The sequence below is a fragment of the Amycolatopsis sp. VC5-11 genome (assembly GCF_037034185.1).
GTDB lineage: Bacteria > Actinomycetota > Actinomycetes > Mycobacteriales > Pseudonocardiaceae > Amycolatopsis > Amycolatopsis nivea.
Window position 1 is genome coordinate 1 of sequence record NZ_JBAGKF010000061.1, and the last position, 325, is coordinate 325.

A 325-nucleotide genomic window follows, 5' to 3' on the forward strand; every position below is an offset into this window, starting at 1 on the left:
ACCGTGGAACTACCCGCTGCACCAGATCACCTGCAAGATCGCGCCCGCGCTGGCGGCGGGCTGCACGGTCGTGGTGAAGCCGAGCGAGGTCGCGCCGTTGAGCGCCTACCAGCTCTTCGACGCCATTCACGAGGCCGGTTTCCCGCCCGGCGTGGTCAATCTGGTCACCGGGTACGGGCCGGAGGTCGGCGAGGCGCTCGCGACGCATCCGGAGGTCGACGTCGTGTCGTTCACCGGTTCGGTCCGCGCCGGCACCCGGGTCGCGGAGCTCGCGGCGCGCACGGTCAAGCGCGTGACGCTGGAGCTGGGCGGCAAGTCCGCCAAC

Annotated in this window: 1 protein-coding gene; it reads left to right on the plus strand. The window is 71.4% G+C overall.

What is annotated here, in order from left to right; genetic code table 11:
* Positions 1-325, plus strand: a 325-nt coding sequence (locus WA670_RS45080) for an aldehyde dehydrogenase family protein (RefSeq protein WP_336162312.1), incomplete at both ends; no start/stop codon positions are given.